The sequence below is a fragment of the Streptomyces sp. 351MFTsu5.1 genome, from assembly GCF_000383655.1.
In the GTDB taxonomy this organism is placed as follows: Bacteria; Actinomycetota; Actinomycetes; order Streptomycetales; family Streptomycetaceae; genus Streptomyces; species Streptomyces griseorubiginosus.
Map to the genome: position 1 here is coordinate 674816 of NZ_KB911776.1, position 19804 is coordinate 694619.

The 19804-nt window shown below is 71.6% G+C and carries 16 protein-coding genes; 8 read left to right on the plus strand and 8 right to left on the minus strand.

The features are described from left to right. The first annotated feature begins 265 nt into the window (after positions 1 to 265). Both H295_RS0106535 and H295_RS0106540 read left to right on the plus strand, forming a co-directional pair. Entirely contained in the window at positions 266 to 955 is a 690-nt protein-coding gene (locus H295_RS0106535; protein WP_028809117.1) for an NUDIX hydrolase, read from the plus strand. A 13-nt stretch (positions 956 to 968) separates the two neighbouring features. Beyond that, on the plus strand, positions 969 to 2168 hold the full coding sequence (locus tag H295_RS0106540; RefSeq protein WP_028809118.1) for a MarP family serine protease: 1200 nt from the start codon (positions 969 to 971) through the stop codon (positions 2166 to 2168). A gap of 51 nt (positions 2169 to 2219) precedes the next feature. Here H295_RS0106540 and H295_RS47830 read toward each other — a convergent pair whose 3' ends face one another. The 5 genes from H295_RS47830 to acs all read right to left on the minus strand — a co-directional run bounded on the left by H295_RS47830 (position 2220) and on the right by acs (position 7567). After that, positions 2220 to 2405: a hypothetical protein gene (locus tag H295_RS47830; protein WP_078616585.1), complete on the minus strand. Its 186-nt coding sequence runs from the start codon at positions 2403 to 2405 to the stop codon at positions 2220 to 2222. Positions 2406 to 2532: 127 nt separating this feature from the next. Continuing rightward, complete coding sequence (locus H295_RS0106545) at positions 2533 to 3474, minus strand: alpha/beta fold hydrolase (RefSeq protein WP_020134538.1); 942 nt, start codon at positions 3472 to 3474, stop codon at positions 2533 to 2535. Further along, on the minus strand, positions 3471 to 3977 hold the full coding sequence (locus H295_RS0106550) for a phage holin family protein (RefSeq protein ID WP_020134539.1): 507 nt from the start codon (positions 3975 to 3977) through the stop codon (positions 3471 to 3473). Before H295_RS0106550 ends, H295_RS0106545 begins: the two co-directional genes overlap by 4 nt. Before the next feature lie 61 nt (positions 3978 to 4038). Continuing rightward, positions 4039 to 5457, minus strand: a complete 1419-nt coding sequence (gene nhaA / locus H295_RS0106555) for a Na+/H+ antiporter NhaA (protein WP_020134540.1) — start codon at positions 5455 to 5457, stop codon at positions 4039 to 4041. A gap of 151 nt (positions 5458 to 5608) precedes the next feature. Then, positions 5609 to 7567 (minus strand): acetate--CoA ligase, encoded by a 1959-nt coding sequence (gene acs, locus H295_RS0106560; RefSeq protein ID WP_028809119.1) that lies wholly within the window; start codon positions 7565 to 7567, stop codon positions 5609 to 5611. Between the two features lie 259 nt (positions 7568 to 7826). Here acs and H295_RS0106565 point away from each other — a divergent pair, with 259 nt between their 5' ends. Further along, positions 7827 to 8429: an RNA polymerase sigma factor gene (locus H295_RS0106565; RefSeq protein ID WP_043217083.1), complete on the plus strand. Its 603-nt coding sequence runs from the start codon at positions 7827 to 7829 to the stop codon at positions 8427 to 8429. Further along, positions 8426 to 9028, plus strand: coding sequence for a hypothetical protein (locus H295_RS0106570; RefSeq protein WP_020134543.1), 603 nt, complete (start codon positions 8426 to 8428; stop codon positions 9026 to 9028). Before H295_RS0106565 ends, H295_RS0106570 begins: the two co-directional genes overlap by 4 nt. A 120-nt stretch (positions 9029 to 9148) precedes the next feature. Here the strand turns inward: H295_RS0106570 and H295_RS0106575 are convergent, their stop codons facing one another. Then, positions 9149 to 11764 carry a bifunctional SulP family inorganic anion transporter/carbonic anhydrase gene (locus H295_RS0106575; RefSeq protein ID WP_028809121.1) on the minus strand — a complete coding sequence of 872 codons (2616 nt, stop codon included), beginning with the start codon at positions 11762 to 11764 and terminating at the stop codon, positions 9149 to 9151. Between the two features lie 297 nt (positions 11765 to 12061). Here H295_RS0106575 and H295_RS0106580 point away from each other — a divergent pair, with 297 nt between their 5' ends. Beyond that, the gene (locus tag H295_RS0106580; protein ID WP_020134545.1) at positions 12062 to 13339 is read left to right on the plus strand and encodes a hypothetical protein; all 1278 of its coding nucleotides are present in this window, start codon (positions 12062 to 12064) and stop codon (positions 13337 to 13339) included. Positions 13340 to 13385: 46 nt separating this feature from the next. On the opposite strand, the gene H295_RS0106585 is transcribed toward H295_RS0106580, so the two are convergent. After that, entirely contained in the window at positions 13386 to 14366 is a 981-nt protein-coding gene (locus tag H295_RS0106585; protein WP_020134546.1) for an ATP-binding protein, read from the minus strand. A gap of 101 nt (positions 14367 to 14467) precedes the next feature. Here H295_RS0106585 and H295_RS0106590 point away from each other — a divergent pair, with 101 nt between their 5' ends. Then, the gene (locus tag H295_RS0106590) at positions 14468 to 15292 is read left to right on the plus strand and encodes a Fic family protein (protein ID WP_020134547.1); all 825 of its coding nucleotides are present in this window, start codon (positions 14468 to 14470) and stop codon (positions 15290 to 15292) included. 367 nt (positions 15293 to 15659) lie between these two features. Here H295_RS0106590 and H295_RS0106595 read toward each other — a convergent pair whose 3' ends face one another. Continuing rightward, positions 15660 to 16493 (minus strand): HAD family hydrolase, encoded by an 834-nt coding sequence (locus tag H295_RS0106595; RefSeq protein ID WP_028809122.1) that lies wholly within the window; start codon positions 16491 to 16493, stop codon positions 15660 to 15662. Positions 16494 to 17110: 617 nt separating this feature from the next. Here H295_RS0106595 and ssd point away from each other — a divergent pair. Both ssd and H295_RS0106605 read left to right on the plus strand, forming a co-directional pair. Continuing rightward, positions 17111 to 18214, plus strand: coding sequence for a septum site-determining protein Ssd (gene ssd, locus H295_RS0106600; RefSeq protein WP_020134549.1), 1104 nt, complete (start codon positions 17111 to 17113; stop codon positions 18212 to 18214). Between the two features lie 83 nt (positions 18215 to 18297). Continuing rightward, positions 18298 to 19563 (plus strand): TadA family conjugal transfer-associated ATPase, encoded by a 1266-nt coding sequence (locus H295_RS0106605; RefSeq protein ID WP_020134550.1) that lies wholly within the window; start codon positions 18298 to 18300, stop codon positions 19561 to 19563. Positions 19564 to 19804 lie beyond the last annotated feature (241 nt).

Genomic DNA, 19804 nt, shown 5'->3' on the forward strand with positions numbered 1-19804 from the left:
CGGCTGAGCCGGGGGCGGAGGTCGGGAGCCGGCGGTTGCCGCGGCCTCTGCCGGCGCCGGGCGCTGCCTCCGTTCCGCGGCCCGCGGGGGCCTCGGTGGAACCGACCGCCATTCCGCGGCCCGCGTCGGCCCCGGCCGAACCGGCCGCCACCGGCACCCGCCGCCCTGAGCGCCCCGGACCCCCGCCACCGCAAACACACACAGCCCGGACGGAACGATCTAGGGCCCTTCGGGCGTTGAGTGGTGCAGGACGACGGGGGTGGCGATGACACGGGCGAGCCATACGGAGGGCGTGACGCTCAGCAAGGAAGGTCTGCCGGGCTGGCTGGACCCGGTGGTGCACGCCGTGGAGACGGTCGAGCCGCTCCAGCTGAGCCGCTTCCTGCCGCCGAAGAACGGCGCCGGGCGGCAGTCCGCCGTGCTGGTGCTGTTCGGCGAGGGCGAGCGCGGTCCCGAGCTGCTGCTCATGGAGCGGGCGAGTTCCCTCCGGTCGCATGCCGGGCAGCCCTCGTTCCCCGGCGGTGCCCTCGACCCGGAGGACGGCGACCCGCAGGGCGACGGTCCGCTCAGGGCCGCCCTGCGGGAGGCCGAGGAGGAGACCGGCCTCGATCCGCGCGGTGTCCAGCTGTTCGGGGCGCTGCCCAAGCTGTACATCCCGGTCAGCGGCTTCGTGGTGACCCCGGTGCTGGGCTGGTGGCGCGAGCCGAGCCCGGTCGGCGTCGTGGACCCGAACGAGACCGCCCGCGTCTTCACCGTCCCCGTGGCGGATCTCACGGACCCCGACAACCGTGCGACGACCGTGCACCCCAGCGGCCACCGAGGTCCGGCATTTCTGGTCGAATCGGCCCTTGTCTGGGGCTTCACCGCCGGGATCATCGACCGGCTCCTGCACTTCGCGGGGTGGGAGCGCCCCTGGGACCGCGAGAAGCAGGTCCCGCTCGACTGGCGCGCATGACAGGGTGGCGTTCGTGAACGTGCTGGACATCCTGTTGCTGGTCGCCGCCGTGTGGTTCGCGATCGTCGGCTACCGCCAGGGCTTCGTCGTCGGCATCCTGTCGGTGATCGGGTTCCTGGGCGGCGGCCTCGTGGCCGTCTACACCCTGCCCGTCATCTGGGACGCGGTGACCGACCACGCGGAGGTCGGCACGGTCGCCGCCGTGGTCGGCGTCGTGGTCGTCATCGTCTGTGCCTCCGTCGGGCAGGCCCTGACCACCCACCTGGGCAACAAGCTGCGCCGGTACATCACGTGGTCCCCGGCCCGAGCCCTGGACGCGACCGGCGGCGCCCTGGTCAACGTCCTCGCGATGCTCCTGGTCGCCTGGCTGATCGGGGCCACCCTCGCGCAGACCACCATGCCGACGGTCGGCAAGGAGGTCCGCGGCTCCAAGGTGCTCCTCGGCGTGCAGGAGGCCCTGCCCGCCGACGCGGACACCTGGTTCAAGGACTTCACCTCGGTCCTCGCGCAGAACGGCTTCCCGCAGGTCTTCAGCCCGTTCTCCAACGAGCCGATCAAGGAGGTCCAGCCGCCCGACCCGAAGCTCGCGAACAGTGCGGTCGCCACCCGGGCCCAGCGCTCCATCGTCAAGGTGATGGGCACCGCGCAGAGCTGCGGCAAGGTCCTGGAGGGCACCGGGTTCGTCTTCGGCGACCGCCGGGTCATGACCAACGCGCATGTCGTGGGCGGGGTCGACGAGCCCACCGTCCAGATAGGCGGCGAGGGCAGGAAGTACGACGCCACGGTCGTCCTCTACGACTGGCAGCGCGACATCGCCGTACTGGACGTGCCCGATCTCGACGCGCCCGCCCTGAAGTTCACGTCCGAGGACGCGGCCAGCGGGAACAGCGCGATCGTCGCCGGCTTCCCGGAGAACGGCTCGTACGACGTCCGCCCCGCGCGGGTGCGCGGGCGCATCGACGCCCACGGACCGGACATCTACCACCGCGGCACCGTCAGCCGCGATGTGTACTCCCTCTACGCGACCGTCCGCCAGGGCAACTCCGGCGGTCCGCTGCTCACCCCGGAGGGCAAGGTCTACGGCGTGGTCTTCGCGAAGTCGCTCGACGACCCCGACACCGGGTACGCGCTCACCGCGGACGAGATCCAGCCGGACATCGCCAAGGGGCGCACCGCGAACCAGCAGGTGGACAGCGACAGCTGCGCGCTGTGAGGGGTTTCAGAAGCGGCTACGCGCTCTGAGGGGTTCGGGAAGGGGGCCGCGTCAGCCTCGGGGGTGACGCAGGCGCACCGAGACCCAGCGGGCCCGGCGGCGCAGGATGCGCGGGATCCCCACCCTCAGGTCCGTGCCGCCCGCGAGTTGCGGGGAACCCCCCTGGTGGCGGGAGCTCAGGGCAGCGCCCGAGCGTCGATTGCGTGCTGCGTCACCGTAGTCGTGCGTCCAGCCCATACCCCGACGTGTGCCCCTGCCCCAAGGTCGATAACCTCCCCCACGCCCCCCAATTGGCCTATGCGCCGGGCAAGTGGCCGTTCGTAGGACAGGTGTTCAGGTCCGGATACCGGGCGCGACGGAAAGGTCACCGATCGGGTTCGGGATCCTTCAGCCAATTGATCAGTTCGGTCGAGAAAGCGACCGGATCCTCTTCGTGCGGGAAGTGCCCGAGACCGTCGAACAGCCGCCAGCGGTACGGCGCTTCGACGTACTCCCCGGAGCCCGCCGCGCTCCTGGTCCGCATCACCGGGTCGAGCGAGCCGTGCAGGTGCAGGGTCGGCACCCGGACGGGCCGCTTCATCCGCCGGTTGAACTGGATGCCGTCGGGCCGCGCCATCGACCGCACCATCCACCGGTACGGCTCGATCGAGCAGTGCGCCGTGGAGGGGATGCAGACCGCCTTCCGGTACGTCTCCACCGCCTCGTCGTCCGGCAGGCGCGGCCCGGACCAGTCCCGGATCAGCTCGGCGACCAGCGCGCCGTCGTCCGCGGTGAGCTGCCGCTCCGGGATCCACGGCCGCTGGAACCCCCAGATGTAGGAGCCGGCGCGGGTCTGGCGGACGTCGGAGAGCATCGCGGAGCGCCAGCGCCGGGGATGCGGCATCGAGGAGACCGCGAGCCGCCGTACGAGCTTGGGACGCATCGCGGCCGCCGTCCACGCCAGATAGCCGCCCAGGTCATGGCCGACCAGGGCGGCGTCCGGCTCGCCGAGGGAGCGGATCACGCCGGTGACGTCGAGCGCCAGGTTGGCGGGGTCGTAGCCGCGCGGGGTGCGGTCGCTGCCGCCGACCCCGCGCAGGTCCATGGCCACGGCCCGGAAACCGGCGTCGGCGAGGGCCTCCAGCTGGTGTCGCCAGGTCCACCAGAACTGGGGGAAGCCGTGCAGGAACATCACCAGCGGTCCGTCGCCCATCTCGGCGATGTGGAAGCGCGCGCCGTTGGCGGCCACGTCCCGGTGCGTCCAGGGACCGTCGGGCCGTACGAGGGACGCGGGCTGCTGCGCCGGAGAGGCGGCGGGATCCGTCATGACGATGAGCGTGCCACAGCCTCGATGGCCTTGGTCTCCCGGACTCGCTCCTCCAGGACCTTGTTGTCGTTGCCGGGCCGCGGGTGCGGCTTGGCGTTCTGGAGGACGCCGGCCGTCTCCTTCATCGACGCCGCGACCTTCTGCGGGCCCTTGCCCTTCTGTGCCTTCTTCGCGAAGACCACGCCGATCAGCGCGAGGACGAGTGCGACGAGGACGTTGGCCGCGAAGGACAGCAGGAAGCAGACCGCGAGGTTCCAGTCGCTCCAGGTCCGGATGCCGTACGCCAGCGCGAAGCTCAGCATCGGCAGGGAGAACACCAGTACCGCGCCGGCCACGCTGAACATGCCGCCGCTCACGGCGCCGCGCTTGACGTCCTGCTTCAACTGCGCCTTGGCCAGCGCGATCTCGTCGTGCACCAGCGCGGACATCTCGGTCGTCGCCGAGGCGAACAGTTGGCCGATGCTGCGTTCGGCGCCGACCGGGCTGCCGTCGGGTGCGCTCATCGCGGTCTCCCTCTCCATGGGACTGCTGGGTGTGCCGTGTCTTTTGTACCGTCCCGTCAGATCATGCCCGACGGTCGTCGTCCTCGCCTGCCCCGCCCGTCACTTCGGCACGCCGCTCGGCCGCCTTGAGCTCGGCGATCCGCCGGTGTTCGGCGGCCTTGCGCTCGTGGATGGCAGCCATGCGCAGGTGGTACGCAGGGTCGTCCTGCTCGTAGACGTCCGGGATGCCGTCGAGGTCCTCGTCGCGCTCCTCCGTGTCGTACAGCGTGCGGTACTTGGCGTTGCGCAGCTTCAGCAGCACGGTCGCGAGGGTGGCCGCGATGAGCGATCCGACGAGTACGGCGGCCTTCACCTCGTCCGTCGTGGACGCGTCGCCGTCGAAGGCGAGCTCCCCGATGAGCAGCGACACCGTGAACCCGATGCCGGCCAGGGTCGCCACCGCGAACACGTCGGCCCACGCCAGGTCGTCGCTGAGCGAGGCCCGGGTGAAGCGGGCCGTGAGCCAGGTCCCGCCGAAGATGCCGAGCGCCTTGCCGAGGACCAGCCCGAGCACCACCCCCAGCGTCTCCGGCCGGGTGAACACATCGCCGAGCGCGCCGCCGGAGACGGAGACGCCCGCGCTGAAGAGGGCGAACAGGGGGACGGCCAGGCCGGCCGAGAGCGGTCGTACGAGATGCTCGATCCGCTCGCCGGGGGACTGCTCCTCGTCGTCCCGCCGGGTGCAGCGCAGCATCAGGCCCATCGCGACGCCCGCGACCGTGGCGTGCACCCCGCTGTTGTACATCAGCGCCCAGATCACCAGCGCGAGCGGGACATAGACGTACCACCCGCGTACGCCCTTGCGCAGCAGCAGCCAGAAGACCGCGAGGCCCAGGAACGCGCCGCCGAGCGCGGCGAGGTCGATGTCGGCGGTGAAGAAGACCGCGATGATCAGGATCGCGCAGAGGTCGTCGACGACGGCGAGGGTGAGCAGGAAGGCGCGCAGGGCGCTCGGCAGCCAGGTGCCGATGACGGCGAGCACGGCGAGCGCGAAGGCGATGTCGGTGGCCGTGGGCACGGCCCAGCCGGACAGGGAGCCGCCGCCGGTGAGGTTGGTGAGCGTGTAGACGAGCGCCGGTACGGCCATCCCGCACAGGGCGGCGGCCACGGGCAGCGCGGCCGCCCTGGGGTCCTTGAGGTCACCGGCGACGAGTTCGCGCTTGAGTTCGATGCCGGCGACGAAGAAGAAGACGGCGAGCAGGCCGTCGGCCGCCCAGTGTTCGATCGACAGATGGAGGCCGAGCGCCTCGGGACCGAAATGGAAGTGGCTGACGCTCTCGTAACTGTCGTGCAGTGCGGGGACGTTCGCCCAGACCAGCGCGGTCACCGCGGCGGCGAGCAGCAGGACTCCGCCGACCGTCTCGGTGCGCAGCGCGTCCGCGACGAAGGTCCGCTCGGGGAGCGAGAGCCGGCCGAGGACTTTACGGGTGGGCGCGGGCATCGGGGGGACCTCCGGTCGGTGGGCAGGACTGAGCTGTCGCCGACCAGACTTCCCGGCACACCTTGAGGGTCACGCTGTTTTGCTTAGTTTACCTAAAAGGGGCGCCCGGCGCGTTCTCGCGCCGGACGCCCCCCCATGCCGTGGCGGTTGCTCAGTCCTCGCTGGGCGCGGCCGGCAGCTTGGCCTGAATGAGGTCCATGACCGTGGAGTCCGTCAGCGTGGTGACGTCTCCGAGCTGGCGGTTCTCGGCCACGTCCCGCAGCAGCCGGCGCATGATCTTGCCGGAGCGGGTCTTGGGCAGTTCCTGCACCGGCAGGACCCGCTTGGGCTTGGCGATCGGGCCGAGGGTCGCGCCGACGTGATTGCGCAGGTCGGCGATGAGGTTCTCGTCCTCGGCGTTCGCCGTGCCGCGCAGGATCACGAAGGCGACGATGGCCTGTCCGGTCGTCTCGTCGGCGGCACCGACGACGGCGGCCTCGGCGACCGACGGGTGGGAGACCAGCGCCGACTCCACCTCGGTGGTCGAGATGTTGTGGCCGGACACCAGCATGACGTCGTCCACACGGCCCAGCAGCCAGATGTCGCCGTCGTCGTCCTTCTTCGCGCCGTCGCCGGCGAAGTACTTGCCCTCGAAGCGCGACCAGTAGGTGTCCAGGAAGCGCTGGTCGTCGCCCCAGATGGTGCGCAGCATGGACGGCCACGGCTCGGTGAGGACGAGGTAGCCGCCCCCGCCGTTCGGGACCTCGCCCGCCTCGTCGTCCACGACGGTGGCGGAGATGCCGGGCAGCGGGGTCTGCGCGGAGCCGGGCTTGGTCGCGGTGACACCGGGCAGCGGGGAGATCATCATCGCGCCGGTCTCGGTCTGCCACCAGGTGTCCACGATCGGGGTGAGGTCGGCGCCGATGTGCTTGCGGTACCAGATCCACGCCTCGGGGTTGATCGGCTCGCCCACCGAGCCCAGCACCCGCAGGCTGGACAGGTCGAACTTCGCGGGGATGTCGTCGCCCCACTTCATGAACGTCCTGATGGCGGTCGGGGCGGTGTAGAGGATGGTCACCCCGTACTTCTGGACGATCTCCCAGAAACGGCCCTGGTGCGGGGTGTCGGGGGTGCCCTCGTACATGACCTGGGTGGCGCCGTTGGCGAGCGGGCCGTAGACGATGTAGGAGTGCCCGGTGACCCAGCCGACGTCGGCGGTGCACCAGTACACGTCGGTCTCCGGCTTCAGGTCGAAGACGGCGTGATGGGTGTACGCGGCCTGGGTGAGGTAGCCGCCGGAGGTGTGCAGGATGCCCTTCGGCTTACCCGTCGTACCGGACGTGTACAGGATGAACAGCGGCTGCTCGGCGCCGAACGCCTCCGGGGTGTGCTCGGCGGACTGCCGCTCGACGATCTCGTGCCACCACACGTCCCTGCTGTCGTCCCAGGCGACCTCCTGCCCGGTACGGCGCACCACGAGCACGTGCTCGACGTTGCCGGCCTTGCCGACCGCCTCGTCGACGGCGGGCTTGAGCGCGGAGGGCTTGCCGCGGCGGTAGCCGCCGTCGCTGGTGATGACCACGCGCGCGTCGGCGTCCTGGATGCGGGTCGCGAGCGCGTCCGCCGAGAAGCCGCCGAAGACCACGGAGTGCGCGGCGCCGATCCGGGCGCACGCGAGCATCGCGACCGCGGTCTCGGGGATCATCGGCATGTAGACGGCGACCCGGTCGCCCTTCCGGACCCCCAGCTCCAGCAGCGCGTTGGCCGCCTTGGAGACCTCGTCCTTGAGCTCGGCGTAGGTGAGCGCGCGGCTGTCACCGGGCTCGCCCTCGAAGTGGATGGCGACCCGGTCGCCGTGGCCCGCCTCGACATGCCGGTCGACGCAGTTGTACGCCACGTTGAGCTCGCCGTCCTGGAACCACTTGGCGAACGGCGGGTTCGACCAGTCCAGCGTCTCGGTCGGCTCCTTGGCCCAGCTCAGTCGGCGGGCCTGCTCGGCCCAGAACCCGAGCCGGTCAGCCTTGGCCTGCTCATACGCCTCCGCCGTGACGTTGGCGTGTGCGGCCAGGTCGGCGGGGGGTGCGAACCTGCGCTCTTCCTTGAGCAGGTTGGCCAGGCTTTCGTTGCTCACGGCATCTGCCTTTCCCAGGGTGTCCGTTGTGTCCCAGGCCACAGCTCATCAGACCGGGGGTGCGATGACAAGGGCCGATCTGCAATTGGTTTAGACCTGTGGACGGGTCGAGTCCGGCGGCCGGCCCATCCGTACCCACGGACGCCGACCAGGCGGAGTTCAGCATGTGTCCGGCGGAGTTCGGCACGTGTAACGCCTTTCACACTCCCGCCCAAGTACGGGTGCAGCGCCATCGACGCCTTACGTGAAGGGAGCCCGAGTGGACGGGATACGGGGTGGGCCGCGGGCCGCGGCTCGCGACCCACAGCTCTTCGAGGAGTTCTACCGACGCCATGTGGATGCGATGACGTCCTTCCTGGCCCGGCGTGTCGCGGACCCGCACACGGTGGCCGACCTGACCGCCGAGATCTTCCTCGCGGTCCTGGACTCCGCCCACACCTACCGCGCGTCCCGGGGCAGTGAACGGGCCTGGCTGTACGGCATCGCCCGCAACGTCGTCTCCTCCGAGCGCCGCCGGGTCGCCCGCGAGACCGACCGCGACCGGCGCATCTCGGGGCGGCGGCTGCTGGAGCCCGACGACATCGCCCGCCTGGAGGACAAGCTCGACGCGGAGAGCCCGGGCCGCCGCGCCCTGGCCGCCCTGGAACGGCTCCCCGCGGGGGAGAGAGCCGTCCTGGAACTCGTCGCGGTCGACGAACTGACGGTCGGCGAGGCCGCGACGGCGCTCGGCATCAGCCAGGTCGCGGCGCGGGTACGGCTGCACAGGGCGCGCAAGTCGCTGCGCGAGACGGGTGAGTTCACCGACGGGGCCCGCGGCACATCTCTGTCCTACGTCACCGGCGGAACCGGGGGAGAGGCATGACCACCAGGACGACATTCGAGGACCGGCTGCTGGCGGAACTGCGCCACGAGATCGCCCTGCGGGCGGCGGACCGTACGGCGGCAGCGACGCCCGTGTCCGTGTGGCGGCGCTGCCGTACGGCCCTCACCGTGCCGAGGCTCGCCGTCGTCGCGGTGGCCTGCGCCGCCGTCGCGGGCGCCTGGGTGCTGACTCCGGGCTCCCCGGCGGAAAGCCCCGCCTACGCGGTGGTGTCGCACTCGGACGGGAGCCTGACGGTCACCATGAACGACTTCGGCCTCGGTGGCACCCTGCCGGAGGGCCTCGTCGAACGCCTCCAGGCGTACGGCGTCCACGTGGTCGTGGACGAGGTACCGAACGGCTACGAGTGCACCGAGCCCCGGGGCAGGGGGGTCGTGGGCCGCTCCTCGAGCGACGGCCCCAGCCAGGTGTTCGACCTGCGGCGCGGGGACTCCCTGGTCGTGGAGAGGCTGGGGCAGCGCGCGCCCGACGGGAGTTTCCAGCCGGTCACCGGTTTCGGCTTCGTCCGCGGTGACGTCGCCCCATGCCGTCCGGTGCCGGCCCCGGATCCCCGCCCGGCGGAGACGTCGGGGCTCCGCTGAGCGGGGGTGGGTGGGGTGCCGGGTGTGGGGTGCTGGGGCGCGGTGCCGGGCGGGTGAGTGCCGGACGGGTTCCGGGTGTGTGGGCGCTGGGGCGGGGTGCCGGGCCGCCGGGGCGCCTGTTTATGCCGGACTGCGCAGACCGTCCGCGTCGGTCACGCGGTCGAACACCCCCTCGCTGGAGACCTTGGTGAGCAGGTACGCCTGCGCCTCGCCCACGTGGAAGTACATCCCGTGCAGCTCCAACTCCCCGTCCCGCAGGGCCCGGGCGACCGAGTCGTGCGCCCGGAGGTGCTCCAGCTGCTGCACCACGTTGGTCAGGCACAGCTGCTCGACGGCGTCAGCCGGCGCCCGCCCGGCCAGCTTCGCCCAGGCACGGCTGTCGTCGGCCATCCGCTCCAGGCTCGGCTCCCCGTGCCGCAGCCACCGCTTCAGCGGGGTCCGGGCGCCGCCCGGCTCGGAGTCGAGCAGCGCCTGCATGGCCCCGCAGCCGGAGTGCCCGCACACCGTGATGGACCGCACCTTCAGCACGTCCACGGCGTACTCGATCGCTGCCGCCACCGAGTCGTCCCCGCTCTCCTCGCCGGGCAGCGGTACGAGGTTGCCCACGTTGCGCACCACGAAGAGATCGCCCGGGCCACTGGAGGTGATCATCGAGGTGACCACGCGTGAGTCGGCGCAGGTCAGGAAGAGCTGGGCCGGCTGCTGGCCCTCGCGCGCCAACCGGGCCAGCTCGCCCCGCACGATGGGCGCGGTGTTGCGCTGGAACGCGCTGATCCCACGGGCCAGTTCATGCCCGCCCGGCCCCGCGGGGGCGAGGGGACCGCTTGAGCCGGCCGGTCCACGTGACGTGTCGGGTCCGCCGAGTCCGCCGGGTCCGCTTGAGCCTGTCGGCGCACTTGAGCCGCCCGGGCCACCGGATCCGCACGGTCGGACGGGTCGACCTGCTTCATCGGGGCCGCCGTTCTCGCCCGATGCACGCGAGGCGCCCGACGCGCTCGATGAAGCCGCCGTGGCCGCCGCGCCCGCCGTGCTCGACGCCCCGGTGTCCGAGACGGCCGTCGGGGCCGCCGCGGGATGGGGAAGCTCGCACTGGTGGTTGCGCCAGGCCGTCCAGGGGCGGCAGCGGCAGTCGGCGGCACCGGAGGGCTCGGCGATGCTCGTGCCCGGGCTGCGCCCGGTCAGCTCGACCGAGCCGCCCTGCGCGGTGTGCGTCTTCTGCCAGTCCTGGAGCGACTCGTACGCCGCGTGGTCCATGAAAGACCCGTCCAACTCCACGACGGCGTCCGCACCTTGGGGTACCAGATGGAGGGCCCGGCTGAGCCGCGGCACCGCGAGGAACGTCAACTGGCCGCGTACGTGTACGTGATGGACTCCCTCTCTCTCGTGGTGCGTGATGCGGGTGCGGGTGAGGCGGTGCAGGGAGACGCCGACGGCCACGGCGATCCCGAGGGCGACGCCCTCCAGGACGCCGAAGACGACCACGCCGAGGGTGGTGACGGCGTAGACCAGCACTTCGCGATGGCGGGTCACCGTACGGATGTGGTGCAGGGACACCATCTGGATGCCCACGGCCATCACCAGAGCGGCGAGCGAGGCGAGCGGGATGAACTCCAGGACGGGGACCATCAGCAGTGCGGCGATCACTACGAGAACGCCGTGCAGCATCGTGGAGTTCCGGCTGACGGCACCGGCCTGGACGTTCGCCGAACTGCGCACCGCCACGCCGGCGACCGGCAGTCCGCCGAGGGCGCCGGAGACGATGTTGGCGGCGCCCTGTCCGAGCAGTTCGCGGTCCAGGTCGGAGCGGCCGACCCGGGCCCCCCGGCCGGAGCCGGGGCCGCCGGCGAGCAGGTCGGGGCGTCCGGCCGCCAGCTTGTCCACGGCGACCGCGCCGAGCAGCGACTGCACGCTGCACACGAGCGTGGTCGTGAGCACGGCGGCCACGATGCCGAGCGCGGGGCCTTCGGGCAGCCCGGCCAGTGCGTGACTGCTCCAGGACGGCAGGTCGACCTTGGGCAGGGTGAGCCCGGTGAGGCAGGCGATGGTGGTGGCCCCGGCGACGGCGACGAGCGCGGCCGGGATACGGCGCAGCAGCAGGCCTGCCCGGCCGGGAATGCGCGGCCAGAGGAAGAGCAGTGCCAGGGTCAGCGCGCTCACCGATAAGGCGGCGGGCTGGACCCTCGCCAACTGGGCCGGCAGGGCGCGGAGGTTGTCGAGGACGGAGCTCTGGGGGGTGCCGCCGAGGACGATGTGCAACTGGGCGACGGCGATGGTGATGCCGATGCCGGCGAGCATGCCGTGCACGATCGCGGGGCTGACGGCGAGCGCGGTGCGGGCCACGCGCAGGCAGCCGAGGCCTAGTTGGACGACTCCGGCCAGCACGGTGATGGCGCAGGTGGTCCGCCAGCCGTAGCGGTGGATCAGGTCGGCGGTGACCACGGTGAGTCCGGCGGCGGGCCCGCTGACCTGGAGGGGGCAGCCGCCGAGCCGGCCGGCCACGATCCCGCCGACGGCGGCGGCCACGAGGCCGGCCTGGAGGGGCGCTCCGGTGGCGAGGGCGATGCCGAGGGACAGGGGCAGGGCGATCAGGAAGACCGCGATCGAGGCCGACACGTCGGCGCTCGCGATGCGGAAGCGGCGCGGCGGTGACGGCGGCGGGCTGTGGGGTGGGTGGACGTGACTCGCGCGGTGCGAGTCGCTCGGGTCGGTGGCTCGGGTGGGTACACAGGCTGACATTTTTCCCGTCTCCTCCGGGGCAGCGCGGTCGCGGAACAGGTGGTCCCCCGTCGATGGCGGGGGCGGGTCGCGGCCGTGGGTCACGGCGTGCAGCGGCGGGATGAATCAACGCTCGGTAAATGGATCGTAATGCAGAGTAAAGGCCAGGCATAGGCTTTCCGGGCAAATGGGTTATCGGCTCACCTAGATGGGTGAAGTGGCAATTTCATCGGCTTGTCGTACTAATTCCTTCTCGGTCCCGTGCGAGCTTGGCGGCGCTGTCGTTGGCCCCGAGAGAAGGAAGAAGGTGGGCGGAAGATGGCCGCCACCCAGAGGATTGCCGCGGGAGCCGTGGTCGCCGCGGTCTGCGCCGCCTCACTCGCCGGTTGCGCGACCGGCAACGACGACTCCGAGGGAGGAGCCGCCGGCCCGCAGAAGGCGAAGGCCGCCGCCCAGGCGCCGCCCAAGCGGGTGTTCCGCCTGATCGGCGACGGTTCCACCGCCTACACCGGAGCCCAGCCCCATTTGCCCCGAGCCGAACGCCTCAAGCCCGGTGAGAAGCCTCCGCAGTTCGTGGTCTTCTCCTGGGACGGCGCCGGTGAGGACAGCCAGAAACTGTTCTCCCACTTCCGCGAGGTCGCCAAGGAGAACCACGCGACCATGACGTACTTCCTCAGCGGCGTGTACATGCTGCCGGAGGACAAGCGGGCCGAGTACCGGCCGCCGCAGCACTCCCCGGGCCGCTCCGACATCGGCTTCAACGACGAGCAGGGCATCGCCGACACCGTCAAGCAGCTGCGCCTCGCCTGGCTGGAGGGCAACGAGATCGGCACCCACTTCAACGGCCACTTCTGCGGAAAGGGCGGCGGCGTCGGCGAGTGGTCCGTGGCGGAGTGGAAGGACGAGATCGCCCAGGCGAAGAAGTTCGTGAAGTCCTGGAAGACCAACACCGGGATGACCAAGGCCTCACCCCTGCCCTTCGACTACGACAAGGAGCTCATCGGCGCCCGCACGCCCTGCCTCGAGGGCCAGCGGAACTTCATGAGGGCCGCAAGCGAGCTCGGCTTCCGCTACGACACCAGCGGGGTCAACGAGCAGCTGTGGCCCAGGAAGAAGCAGGGCCTGTGGGACCTGTCGATGCAGCTCGTGCCCTTCCCCGGGCACTCGTACGAGCAGCTCACCATGGACTACAACTTCATGGTCAACCAGTCCGGCACCAGAACCCAGGGCGACCCGGCCAAGTACCGGTTCTGGGGCGACCAGATGCGCGAGGGCCTCCTCAAGGGCTTCTACCGGGCCTACGACGGCAACCGCGCGCCCCTGATCATCGGCAACCACTTCGAGTCCTGGAACGGCGGCACCTACATGCGCGCCGTCAAGGAGACCATCGAGCAGGTGTGCAACAAGTCCGACGTGCGCTGTGTCTCCTTCCGGCAGCTGGCCGACTGGCTGGACGCCCAGGACCCGAACACCCTGGACAAGCTCCGCACCCTGAACGTCGGCGAGGCCCCGAAGCAGGGCTGGCAGGACTTCCTGAACGGCCACCCGGCCCCGGCACCGAAGGGCGTGCCGGGGGCGCCGGCGGCCAAGCGGTAGCCGTCCGGCAGGCGGCCAAGGAGCGGCAGGCGTCCGGCGGTTGTCCTCAGACCGCCGCCACCGCGCTCTCGCCGAGCACGAACGCGGGGTCGACCTGGGCCGCCAGGTCGGCCCCCGTGCGCTCGTTGCCCCAGGACTGGGCGTTCTTCAGGTGGAAGTGCACCATCTGCCGGGTGTAGCGCCCCGGGTCCCGCAGCTCGTACGTCGCGTCGACGGCCGTCCGCATCCGGTGCAGGGCACGGCGGTTGACGTCCTCCAGGAGCGCGAACCGGGGCGGCCGGCCCTTCTCCAGGGCCCGCACCCAGTCCGAGTGCCCGACCGTCACCAGCAGGTCGTCCCCGACTTCGGCGCGGAGGAAGTCGAGGTCGTCCTGGCCCTGCACCTTGTTGCCGACGACCTTCAGCGTGACGCCGAAATCGCGGGCGTACTCCTTGTACTGGCGATAGACGGAGACCCCCTTACGGGTCGGCTCGGCGACCAGGAACGTGATGTCGAAGCGGGTGAACATGCCGGAGGCGAAGGAGTCGGAGCCCGCCGTCATGTCCACCACGACGTACTCGCCCCGCCCGTCCACCAGGTGGTTCAGGCACAGCTCCACCGCTCCGGTCTTGGAGTGGTAGCAGGCGACCCCCAGGTCCGCGTCGGTGAAGGGGCCGGTGACCATCAAACGGACGACGTCGCCGTCGAGTTCCACCGGCCGGGCACAGGCGTCGTAGACCGGGTTGTCCTCGCGGACCCGCAGCAGTCGGGAGCCCTCGCCGGGCGGGGTGGTCTTGATCATCTGTTCGGCGGAGGCGATCCGCGGGTTGGAGCCGCGCAAGTACTCCTTGATCAGCGGAAGCCGCTCGCCCAGGGCGGGCAGCGCGGCCGCCTCCGCCTCGTCCAGGCCGAGGGCCGGGCCGAGGTGCTGGTTGATGTCGGCGTCGACGGCGATCACCGGCGCACCGGTGGTGGCGAGATGGCGGATGAACAGGGAGGACAGGGTGGTCTTGCCGCTGCCGCCCTTCCCGACGAAAGCAATTTTCATGTTCACGAAGGGTAGTCGCCTGATAGCTGTAGGTGGCAGGCGGGCGTGAAGAAGACCACTCCATCGTGGGGTGCGGGCCAGGGGTGCGTAGGGTCGTACTCATGAGTACGACAGGCGCGACCGCCGACCCGCTCGCCGCCCTGGGCTCGCTGCCCGGCGTGGCCGATTCCGTGGAGTCCGTGCGCAAGTCCGTGGACCGGGTCTACGGGCACCGTGTCATGCGGCGCCGCAGCAACGAGATCACCTCTGAAGCGGCCCTGCGCGGCGCTCGCGGCTCGGCCGCGCTGTCTGGCGCGGACTGGGCGCTCGAGGAGGTGCGAAGGCGCTCCGACTTCGGCGTCGACGACGAGGCGCGGGTCGTGGGCGCGGCGCTGCGGCTGACCGCCGAGGCCGGCCAACTGCTGTCCATCTGGCGGCAGTCGCCCCTCCGGGTGCTGGCCCGGCTGCACCTGGTGGCCACGGCGAGCGAGGGCGACGAGGTCGGGCGCCCGCGCCAGGCCGGCGAGGACGTCCACGAGCCGCTGGTCGAACTGCCGCTGCCCGGCGCGGCCGAGGTCTCGGGTCGGCTGGAGGGGCTGTCCGAGCTGATCATCGCGGGCAGTTCCGCGCCCGCCCTGGTCACGGCGGCCGTCGTGCAGGGCGAACTCCTCGCGCTGCGGCCCTTCGTCTCGCACAACGGCCTGGTGGCGCGCGCGGCCGCGCGGATCGTCCTGGTGGGCAGTGGCCTCGACCCGAAGTCGGTGTGCCCGGCGGAGGTCGGTCACGCCGAACTGGGGCGCGCCGCCTATCTGGCGGCGCTCGACGGCTATGTCTCCGGGACTCCCGAGGGCATGGCCGCCTGGATCGCCCACTGCGGCAGCGCGATCGAGCTGGGCGCGCGCGAGTCGACGGCGGTGTGCGAGGCACTCCAGCGCGGGGCGGCATGAGCGCGATTGCAGAAAAGGCCCTCCCGCAGGAGGGCCCCTGAACAGAGTTGCGGCGGTACGAGGATTCGTACCGCCGCTGGCATGTTCACCGGGTTACCAAGCGTCCTCGATATGTTGCCCATCAGGTCGGGAACTTTGCCCGTCACCTGGTGCGGCTGGCCCGTAATCGACGGGTCGACGTCGCGTGGGTGCTCGATGTCCATGCTCGGTCCGTGGGGCCAAATGCGTTGTTAAAGGTGATCCTCTCGGATGTCCTTGGTCTCGCGGGCCGTTAAACCCTTTGTACTCCTGGCCCCGGGCAAGCGGAACCCCCGTCGGCAGTTCTTTACTTTTATCCTCAAATAGGCGCCAAGTGTGCTGAATCGCCTCACGCCACCGTCGACCGCCGCCGGTTCGCGTACCAGACGAGACCCGCCGTGGCCGCCGCGGCTCCTATCGCGGCGACCGCCACGAGCGCCGGGCGGGGAGGTACGGCGAACCCGGGCAGCCGCTGCTTGAGCCGGACCGGGCGGTTGAAGTCGAGAATCGGCCACCCGCGCGCGAGAGCCTCGCGGCGCAGGGTCCGGTCCGGGTTGACGGCGTGCGGATGTCCCACGGCCCCGAGCATCGGCAGGTCGGTCGCCGAGTCGCTGTAGGCGTAGCAGCGCTCCAGGTCGTACCCCTCGGACTCGGCCAGCTCCTTGATCGCCTCGGCCTTCGTGGGGCCGTACGCGTAGTACTCCACCTCGCCGGTGAAGCAGCCGTCCTCGCCGACGACCATGCGGGTGGCCACCACCCGGTCCGCGCCCAGGAGTTCACCGATCGGCTCGACCACCTCGGCGCCCGACGTGGACACGATGACGACGTCACGCCCGGCGGTGTGGTGCTCCTCGATCAGGGACGCGGCCTCGTCGTAGATGATCGGGTCGATCAGGTCATGGAGGGTTTCCGCCACGATCTCCTTGACGTGCTGGACGTTCCAGCCGCGCACGAGCGAGGAGAGGTACTCGCGGGTGCGCTCCATCTGGGCATGGTCCATACCGCCGACGAGGAAGACGAACTGGGCATAGGCGGTCCGCAAGGCGGCCCTGCGGTTGATCAGGCCGCCTTGGTAGAACGACTTGCTGAACGTGAGCGTGCTCGACTTCGCAATGACCGTCTTGTCCAGGTCAAAGAAGGCAGCTGTGCGGGGCAAGGAGTGGTTATCCACGACCCCGAGCATAGGCGCAGCCCATTCGGCGTAAGGTGGGGCGCGTGGGTTTGCCTGAGAGGGCTCTCGGGTACACCATGGAAGTCACGGATCGTTCGCGACCGTGCTAACCCGGCCCGGCTCCTCCCCCCCCGAGTCGGCCGTGGAGACGACCCCCACTCTCCCCCCCGGTGGGGGTCGTCGCATGTCCGGGTGTGTTTTTCCCCTTCCTGTCGCGGTCTCGCGGCCCCTGTGAGGCGGTTTCGGCCGCCTCTTTCGCATGTCCATGATTCGTGACCGTGCGTAGTCGTTGTGCTGCTCTGCGGAGGTCGCACACGGGTACCACCGGGCTCACCGGTATGGGTGACGGCGATATTCACAACCGCTGAGTTGTCCACAGTTATCGACCAAGATCCACACGATTTCCGGGATCGCTGCACCGTGATTCCCATGCATCCCGCTCGGGCCGACTTCATGGCCGGTTCCGGTTAGTCGGGTGTTTTTGGCCGGTTCGTATCGGCCGCTCATATGGAGGCCGCTTGCCGGTTCTTCACATGTCTGGGAATCGCGGGGCCGAAGGGGCCGCGTGAGAAAGACGACGCGCGGGCCGCCTGAGGCCTTCGGGCGTCGCAGCGAAGGGGGATGAGGACGTGGCCGCAGCCGTCACACACGATCCGCAGCCCGCCGCCGGAGGGCGGCAGGGGCAGCCGTTGATCGTCACGGAGGACGAGGACCTGCTGGACGACCTGCTGCGCCTGTGCGCGGCGGCCGGGGCGAAACCCGAGGTGCACCACGGGCTGCCGGAGCGCAGGGGCAGCTGGGAGACCGCCCCGCTCGTCCTGGTCGGCGACGACGCCGCCCGGCGCGTACGCGGAGCCGCGCGCCGGCGCGGAGTGGTGCTCGTGGGCCGCGATCAGGACGACTCCGGAGTGTGGAAACGGGCCGTCCAGATCGGCGCCGACCACGTCCTGATGCTGCCCGATGGCGAACAGTGGCTGGTCGACCGCATCGCCGACGTCGCCGAGGGCGTCGGCCGGCCCGCCCTCACCGTCGGCGTCATCGGCGGCCGGGGCGGGGCCGGAGCCTCCACGCTCGCGTGCGCGCTCGCCGTCACCTCCGCGCGGGAGGGACTGCGCACACTGCTCGTGGACGCGGATCCGCTGGGCGGCGGACTCGACGTACTCCTCGGCGGCGAGAGCACCGAAGGGCTGCGCTGGCCCGCCTTCGCCGCCTCCCGCGGGCGGGTCGGGGGCGGCGCCCTGGAGGAGTCGCTGCCGAGCCTGCACTCGCTGCGGGTGCTCAGCTGGGACCGCGGGGACCGTATCGCCGTCCCACCCCCGGCCGTCCGCGCGGTGCTCGCCGCTGCCCGGCGCCGTGGCGGCTCCGTCGTCGTCGACCTGCCCCGCCGCCTCGACGACGGCGTCGCCGAGGCCCTCGCCCAGATCGACCTCGGGATCCTCGTCGTCCCCGCCGAACTGCGCGCCGTCGCCGCGGCCGGTCGCATGGCCTCCGCCGTCGGCATGGTCCTGCGCGATCTGAGAGTGGCGGTACGCGGCCCGTACGCCCCCGGCCTCGACGACCGCGAGGTGGCCCGGCTGCTGGGTCTGCCCCTGGTGGGCGAGGTGCCGGTGGAGTCGTCGCTGCAACGCCCGCACGGGGGCGGGCCACCGCCGGGCGGGACCGCGCGGGGGCCGCTCGCACGGTTCTGCAAGGAGTTCTGGGAGCGTGCCCTGGCCGAGGCGGGCGGCGCATGAGCGGGGAATTCGAGGGGGCGTGGGCGGACCGGGTCGGGACGGTGCGTTCTGGACCGGGGCTCCGGTCTCGGACTCGGGGCCGGTTGCGTGAGGGTGCCGGCGGGGCGGCGGTCGGTGCGGTCGGGGCCGGTGAGGACATCGGGGCGCTCGGGGCCGTCGTGGACGGCGAGGCCATCGGGGCCGTCGGGCTGTTGGACGGGGTGCGGCAGTGGCTGGCCGAGAGCGGCGCCGAGCCGACGCCCGCGCGGGTGGCGCAGGCACTGCGGGAGCAGGGGCGGGTCCTGGGCGATGCCGAAGTGCTGGGCGCGGCCGCGCGATTGCGGTCCGAGCTGGTCGGCAGCGGCCCCCTGGAGCCCTTGCTCGCGGACCCGTCCGTGACGGACGTCCTGGTCTCGGCCCCGGACCGGGTCTGGGTGGATCGGGGCGGCGGACTCGAACTGACCGCGGTCACCTTCCCCGACGCGGCTGCCGTACGACGACTCGCGCAACGGCTCGCCGCGGTGGCCGGGCGGCGCCTCGACGACGCCCGGCCCTGGGTGGACGCCCGGCTGCCCGACGGGACCCGGCTGCACGCGGTGCTGCCCCCGGTCGCCGTCGGCTGCGCCTGTCTGTCGCTGCGGGTGGTCCGGCCGCGCGCGTTCACGCTGGACGAGCTGGTCGCGGCCGGCACCGTGCCGCCGGGCGGGGACCGGGTGCTGCGGGCGCTGCTCGACGCGCGGCTGTCCTTCCTGATCAGCGGCGGGACCGGGACGGGCAAGACGACGCTGCTCAGCGCGCTGCTGGGGCTCGTCGGGCCGGGTGAGCGGATCGTGCTCGCGGAGGACTCGGCGGAGCTCAGGCCGGACCATCCGCACGTCGTACGGCTGGAGAGCAGACCCGCCAACCAGGAGGGCGCGGGACTCGTCACCCTCGAGGACCTGGTGCGGCAGGCGCTGCGGATGCGGCCCGACCGGCTGGTCGTGGGTGAGGTGCGCGGGCGCGAAGTGGTGGACCTGCTGGCCGCGTTGAACACGGGCCACGAGGGCGGCTGCGGGACCGTGCACGCGAACGCGGCGGCCGACGTCCCTGCCCGCCTGGAGGCGCTGGGTACGGCGGCGGGACTCGACCGGGCGGCGCTGCACAGCCAGTTGGCGGCGGCGTTGTCGGTCGTACTGCATCTCGTGCGTGACCGGACCGGGCGTCGGCGGATCGCCGAGGTGCGGGTGCTGGAGCGGGACGCCTCGGGGTGGGTGCGGACGGTGCCGGCGCTGCGGTGGGGAGCGGAGGCGTTCGTGCACGAGCGGGGGTGGGAGCGGTTGCGGGGGCTCCTCGGGGGTGCGTTGCCGGAGGCGGCGGGGGAGGGCGGGTGACGTGACCGGGGTGACGGTGAGAGACGCCGGGCGGCTCGGGTGGGGGCGGGAGTGGCGGGCCGATGGGGACGCGCGGCTCGGACGAGGAGAGGGCGCGGTGAGAGGGATGGGCGAGAGGCATGGGGGAGAGGCATGGGTGAGATGTCGGTGGACGGGATGTCGGTGGGTGTGGCTGTGGGGGGTCTGGGTCTGGGGCTGGCCGTGTGGCTGTGGGGGCGGAGGCGGTCCGGGTTGCGGCGGG

Excerpts from the sequence above, each read along its gene's own strand:
- H295_RS0106535 (WP_028809117.1), top strand. The coding sequence starts at position 266 with ATGACACGGGCGAGCCATACGGAGGGCGTGACGCTCAGCAAGGAAGGT.
- H295_RS47830 (WP_078616585.1), bottom strand. The coding sequence starts at position 2,405 with ATGGGCTGGACGCACGACTACGGTGACGCAGCACGCAATCGACGCTCG.
- H295_RS0106545 (WP_020134538.1), bottom strand. The coding sequence starts at position 3,474 with ATGACGGATCCCGCCGCCTCTCCGGCGCAGCAGCCCGCGTCCCTCGTA.
- H295_RS0106550 (WP_020134539.1), bottom strand. The coding sequence starts at position 3,977 with ATGAGCGCACCCGACGGCAGCCCGGTCGGCGCCGAACGCAGCATCGGC.
- nhaA (WP_020134540.1), bottom strand. The coding sequence starts at position 5,457 with ATGCCCGCGCCCACCCGTAAAGTCCTCGGCCGGCTCTCGCTCCCCGAG.
- H295_RS0106570 (WP_020134543.1), top strand. The coding sequence starts at position 8,426 with ATGACCACCAGGACGACATTCGAGGACCGGCTGCTGGCGGAACTGCGC.
- H295_RS0106575 (WP_028809121.1), bottom strand. The coding sequence starts at position 11,764 with ATGTCAGCCTGTGTACCCACCCGAGCCACCGACCCGAGCGACTCGCAC.
- H295_RS0106580 (WP_020134545.1), top strand. The coding sequence starts at position 12,062 with ATGGCCGCCACCCAGAGGATTGCCGCGGGAGCCGTGGTCGCCGCGGTC.
- H295_RS0106585 (WP_020134546.1), bottom strand. The coding sequence starts at position 14,366 with ATGAAAATTGCTTTCGTCGGGAAGGGCGGCAGCGGCAAGACCACCCTG.
- H295_RS0106590 (WP_020134547.1), top strand. The coding sequence starts at position 14,468 with ATGAGTACGACAGGCGCGACCGCCGACCCGCTCGCCGCCCTGGGCTCG.
- H295_RS0106595 (WP_028809122.1), bottom strand. The coding sequence starts at position 16,493 with ATGCTCGGGGTCGTGGATAACCACTCCTTGCCCCGCACAGCTGCCTTC.